Here is a 4,703-nt window from a genome sequence, read left to right on the forward strand (position 1 = left end):
GCCTCCCCGCGGCCGATCGTCCGCGTGCCGGCGGCGGTCGCGAGCCAGATGCCGCCATGCGAGGCATGAAGGGCGGGGTAGGGGAGCACGGGGACGGTGTAGCGCAAGCGGAACGGGAGGGGAACGGCTGCGACGAGACTGAGCCCGACCGCCACCAGGATGGCGCATCTGTCCAATGCCGGCCGCCGCTGGGCAGCCTATGCGTGCGCAACGCCGGCAGCAGGGACTCGCGCGTCATGTTCGGGCTGGAGCAATATGCCGACGCCTTCGACCGCATGCATGCGGAAGTGCAGGGCGACTTCGACAAGCTGATGCTCAAGGATGCCGCCGAGGGCGCAGGCCGTCGCTGGGGTGGCGATTCAGGCTGGACCTATGCCACCGGCCTGCTGATCGGCACGGCCTGGGCGCTCGGCACGTTTGTGCTCAGCGCCGGCAAGGGTTTGGTCGACACGCTGCGTCTCGGTGAGGGCATCAAGAGCGGCACCGTGGGCGGGGTGGCTGAGGACGGGATGCGTCTTCTCAACGTCCTGCCGCTGCTCGGCGTCATCTCACGCCCGGTCGCGACCGCCGCGCGCACCCGCTCGCTTACCTCAGCGCTCCGGACGGTGGGGCAGCAAGGGGCCAGGTCGTGCGGCCCGACCGCGATCTCCGCCGCAGGGCGCATCTCCGGTCAGCAGGCGGCGCTAACGCTGGAGGAGGTCGGCCACATCACCGCCGAGGTTCACCCCGCCATTCACCCCAACCACCCGAGCTTTCCCGGGATGTGGGCGCGCGAGGTGAACACGACGCTGAAGGCGGTCAACGTCACCAGCGAGGAGATCAGCGTCGCCGGCGGTCTCAACGACGTCGAGATGGCGGTGCAGAAGGGACGTGGCCCGGTGATCATCGGCGCGCAATGGTGGGAGGAGACGGGGGGCGTCATTCGCCAGCAGCCGGCGGGCAACGCCTGGAGCACGCTCACCGAGCCCGACCACTGGCTGGTGGCGTTCAAGGGTGCCGGTGGGCGGACTATGGTCGCCGACCAGTTCGGCATCCGGCCGCTCGCCGAGGCCGGCACGATTCAGGGTCATTCCAGCCCGTTCACCCTGGTCAACAAGGCGCTGTTGGTCGAGGATGGCGCGTTGATGAAGACGCTGACCATGACCGAGCGGTTCGGGGCAGGCGTACGCGGCGCGCCGGCGCGCGGCTGGCTGGCGAGCAACTTCATGGTCAACATGGTGGTGGTCAACCAGCAGCAGACCTGGACCATGGACAATGTCGTGCGTCAGGAGATGGGCAAGCCGCTGCGTCCCTGGCCCGGCATGCCGGGGTCGATGACGGCGGCGATCGCGGCGCGCAACCTGAGCGGCGCATCCGGCGGTGGTGCGGCAGTGGTTCGGACGGCGCCGTGCCCGCCCTGCTCCCCGGGACGGCGGGCGGGAGCGGGACCGGCGGCGATCAGGTCAGCACCAATGCGCCGTCGCCGATGCCGCTGCCCAATCTGCTCAGCCCGACGCTGCAGCAGGACACCGCGCTGATCCTCCGCAAGCTGCCGATGAACGGCGATACCCGCGAAAGATTGACGATCATGGCCGACACCGGCCTGTCGGAGGCGCGGGCCCGTAATGCGCTGCTTCAGCTCAGGACCGGCGGCATGGTCCGGATCACCGCCTGGTCGGGGACCGGGCAGCAGGCGAGCCCGGCCCTGGCGGGGCGGACGATGATTCGACGCTGATCCCCCGTCGGGCGGGTGGCGCGCGCGGGCGGCGGCACGACGCCACTGCCGTCCGGCGCGAGTTGAGGCATTGTCAGGCTGGACAACTCGCCGCCGAGCGGGACCGGCGGCTCAGCCCATCACGTGCCGTCGCGCGACGGGGCGTCTTGGTGGACGTCGGCTCGGCTTAGGTCCAGCGCCCATCAACCGGGCAGGCCCGAGCCCGCCGGGTGTCGGCACCGCGAAGCGCGCGGGGTGGACGAAGGCGAACAGCTCCAGCAGGTCCAGCCCCGACAGCTCGGCATAGCCCAGCCGCTGCCCGATCAGCGGCGCGTTGAGCAGGATGACGGGCGTGTCCGCCGCCACCCGGATCGCCTCCCCACGGCCGATCGTCCGCGTCCCGGCGGCGGTCGCGAGCCAGATGCCGCCATGCGAGGCATGAAGGGCGGGATAGGGGAGCACGGGGAACGGTGTAGCGGAACGTGTGGGGAACGCCACAGCCGGCGTGCGCCGGCGTGACGGTCTATCGCCAAAGGCCGTTGCGGCGATAGAAGGAGAACAGCGCGGCGGGGGAGTCGCATCGCACCCTGGGCAGTTCGACGGTGTCGAACATCGCTCGATAGCGCTGGCGATCGGCTCTGGTGGCGACGGCGATGTGGTGGATCATCGCCCATTTGACGCTGTCCCTGCCGCCGTCGAGCGCGCCGCGCCGATCGCGCTCGAACCAGCAGCGGCGCAGATACCGGTACAGGCTGACCGCCACCGGGATGTCGAGCAGGATCAACCCGGTCGCGCGCGCCAGCCGTTGCGGCAGCAACCGCGCGTAGTTGCCGTCCATCACCCAGCGCGGGGACATGATCGCCGCGTCGTGGAGCGCGGCGAACTCGTCCGCCGGTCGCGGAACCCAATCGGTACGCGGCAGGTGGTGAAGCCGGTCGAGGTGGACGACCGTCAGCCCGCGCGCCGCGCCGATCGCCGCCGCCAGCGTGGACTTGCCGCTGTTCGACGGACCCATGATGCAGATGCGCGTGCCCAGTTCGTCCAGCGTCATGGGGCGGGCATCTCCACCCGTCGCTCGCCCGCCGCCAGCGTCGCCGCTCGCCATGCCTGCCAGCGCCTGAGCAGCGCCCCGCGCGCCTCGCCGATCGGCTGATCCAGCAGGTCGGCCGCGTCCATCCGGTCGGTGCGGAAGTGGCGAAAGGCCTGGCGACGCTCGCACCAGGCGATCAGCACGCGCCGGCTGGCCGAATAGCCGAGCACCACGGGCCAGACCGTTCGCTCCGTCCGCGCGCCATCCCCCGCGCAGTAGCGAAGGCGCAGCTTGCGGCCCCGGCGGATCGCCTCGCGCAGCCGGGCGGGGTCCACCACCTCGCGAGCCATGTCGAGCGACGGCTGCGTCGCCGTGCTCGGTTGCGCGATTAAGGGGTGCAGATGCGCGGGCACGGCGGCGGCGATCTTGGCGAGGACGTCGTGCGCGGCGAGGGAGAGCAGCGGGTCGCCCCGGCCGGCGACCCATTGCGCGCCCAGCACGACCGCCTCCGGCTCGGCCGGGGTCAGCATCAGCGGCGGCATGTCATAGTCGGCGGCGAGCAGGTAACCGAGCCCCGGCTCGCCCGCGATCGGCACGCGTCGCGCCATCAGGTCGGCGATGTCGCGGTAGACGGTGCGCGTGGACACCTCCAGCTCGGCGGCCAGCGCGGCGCCCGTCACCGGCCGCGTCGACCGGCGCAGGACCTGGATGATCTGGAACAGGCGCTCGGCGCGGCGCGTCATCCGCATGACTCCTGCTGCCAGGACGCTGTCAGCAGCCCTGTGCGACGAGCCGGCCCGACACAAGCCCGAGCGCAAGGACCCGCCGATGAGATTCGCCTCCACCCGCCTGATCGCCGCCGACATGCAGGCGATGGTCGGCTTCTACGAGGCCGTGACCGGCCAGGCCGCCGAGTGGCTCGCGCCGCAATTCGCCGAGATCGTCACCTCCGCCGCCACGCTGGCGATCGGCGGCGCCGAGACGGTCGCCGCGTTCCGCGCAGGCAGCGCCGAGCCGGGCGCGAACCGCACCGCCATCCTGGAGTTCATGGTCGACGACGTGGACGCCGCCTTTGCTCGGCTGAAGGACAGGGCGGAGCTGGTGCATGCGCCCAAGCTGCTGCCCTGGGGCAACCGCTCGGTCCAGTTCCGCGATCCGGAGGGCACGGTGGTCAGCCTGTTCACGCCGACGACCGAGGCGGCGAAGGCCCGGTTCGGATCGCGCTAGCGGCCCTCGTCCGCCGCCGTCGCGAATGTCACCCATGCAAAAGGGCCCGGGCGTCGCCGCCCAGGCCCTTCCGTCATCATCACGTAGCGGAGGTCTTACGAACCCTGCGCCAGGTTGACCGCCGCATATTTGCCGCGCCGGTCGACCTCAAGCTCGAACTGGAGCCGGTCGCCCTCGTTGAGCGTGCCCATGCCGGCGCGCTCGACCGCCGAGATGTGGACGAACGCGTCGGGCTGGCCGTCATCGCGCTGGATGAAGCCGAAGCCCTTCATCGCGTTGAAGAACTTGACAGTGCCCGTCGCCTTCTCGCCGGTCAGCTCGCGCTGCGGCGCGCCGCCGCGATCGCCGCCGCCAAAGCCGCCACCCTGGCGCGGGCCACGATCGCCGCCGCCGAAGCCGCCGCCTTCACGCGGCTCGCGCGGGGGCGCGCGATCGGTGACGGGGAGCGGCTCGCCTTCAATCTTCAGCTCGGTGGCCGAGATGCGGCCGCCGCGATCGACCAGCGTGAAGCCCAGCTTCTGGCCCTCGGCGAGGCCGGCGAGGCCCGCCTGCTCGACGGCCGAGATGTGCACGAACACGTCCTCCGCGCCATCGTCGCGGACGACGAAGCCGAAGCCCTTCTGCGCGTTGAAGAACTTGACGGTGCCGGTGCCCTCGCCGACGACCTGCGGCGGCATGCGGTTCCCGCCGCCGCCACCGCCGCCGCCGCCGAAGCCGCCGCCCCCACCGCCGCTACGGAAGCCACCGCCCCCG

The 4,703-nt window shown here is 71.6% G+C and carries 6 protein-coding genes and 1 pseudogene; 3 read left to right on the forward strand and 4 right to left on the reverse strand.

The annotated features are described in order from the left end of the window. Nucleotides 1–203: 203 nt before the first annotated feature. On the forward strand, nucleotides 204–1,517 hold the full coding sequence (locus HUU95_RS08885) for a hypothetical protein (RefSeq protein ID WP_174279783.1): 1,314 nt from the start codon (nucleotides 204–206) through the stop codon (nucleotides 1,515–1,517). After that, nucleotides 1,466–1,714, forward strand: a complete 249-nt coding sequence (locus tag HUU95_RS08890; RefSeq protein ID WP_174279784.1) for a hypothetical protein — start codon at nucleotides 1,466–1,468, stop codon at nucleotides 1,712–1,714. The genes HUU95_RS08885 and HUU95_RS08890 overlap by 52 nt, the downstream gene beginning before the upstream one ends. 177 nt (nucleotides 1,715–1,891) lie before the next feature. Here HUU95_RS08890 and HUU95_RS08895 read toward each other — a convergent pair. The 3 genes and pseudogenes from HUU95_RS08895 to HUU95_RS08905 all read right to left on the reverse strand — a co-directional run. Continuing rightward, nucleotides 1,892–2,155: pseudogene (locus tag HUU95_RS08895) on the reverse strand (hypothetical protein); the annotation flags it as partial. A 61-nt stretch (nucleotides 2,156–2,216) separates the two neighbouring features. After that, a complete protein-coding gene (locus HUU95_RS08900; protein ID WP_174279785.1) occupies nucleotides 2,217–2,744 on the reverse strand; it encodes an AAA family ATPase in 528 nt (175 codons plus the stop codon). Then, a complete protein-coding gene (locus HUU95_RS08905) occupies nucleotides 2,741–3,466 on the reverse strand; it encodes a helix-turn-helix transcriptional regulator (protein ID WP_174279786.1) in 726 nt (241 codons plus the stop codon). The genes HUU95_RS08900 and HUU95_RS08905 overlap by 4 nt, the downstream gene beginning before the upstream one ends. A gap of 85 nt (nucleotides 3,467–3,551) precedes the next feature. Between HUU95_RS08905 and HUU95_RS08910 the strand changes: the two genes are divergently transcribed. Continuing rightward, entirely contained in the window at nucleotides 3,552–3,950 is a 399-nt protein-coding gene (locus HUU95_RS08910; protein ID WP_174279787.1) for a VOC family protein, read from the forward strand. A gap of 95 nt (nucleotides 3,951–4,045) precedes the next feature. Here HUU95_RS08910 and HUU95_RS14710 read toward each other — a convergent pair. Continuing rightward, on the reverse strand, nucleotides 4,046–4,703 hold a 658-nt coding region (locus HUU95_RS14710), incomplete at its 5' end, for a cold-shock protein (protein WP_302480112.1).

This window comes from Sphingomonas bacterium, assembly GCF_903643065.1.
GTDB lineage: Bacteria > Pseudomonadota > Alphaproteobacteria > Sphingomonadales > Sphingomonadaceae > Sphingomonas.

What these genes read in the sequence shown, in the direction of transcription:
- HUU95_RS08910 (WP_174279787.1), top strand. Translation starts at nt 3,552, where the DNA reads ATGAGATTCGCCTCCACCCGCCTGATCGCCGCCGACATGCAGGCGATG.
- HUU95_RS08900 (WP_174279785.1), bottom strand. Translation starts at nt 2,744, where the DNA reads ATGACGCTGGACGAACTGGGCACGCGCATCTGCATCATGGGTCCGTCG.
- HUU95_RS08905 (WP_174279786.1), bottom strand. Translation starts at nt 3,466, where the DNA reads ATGACGCGCCGCGCCGAGCGCCTGTTCCAGATCATCCAGGTCCTGCGC.
- HUU95_RS08890 (WP_174279784.1), top strand. Translation starts at nt 1,466, where the DNA reads ATGCCGCTGCCCAATCTGCTCAGCCCGACGCTGCAGCAGGACACCGCG.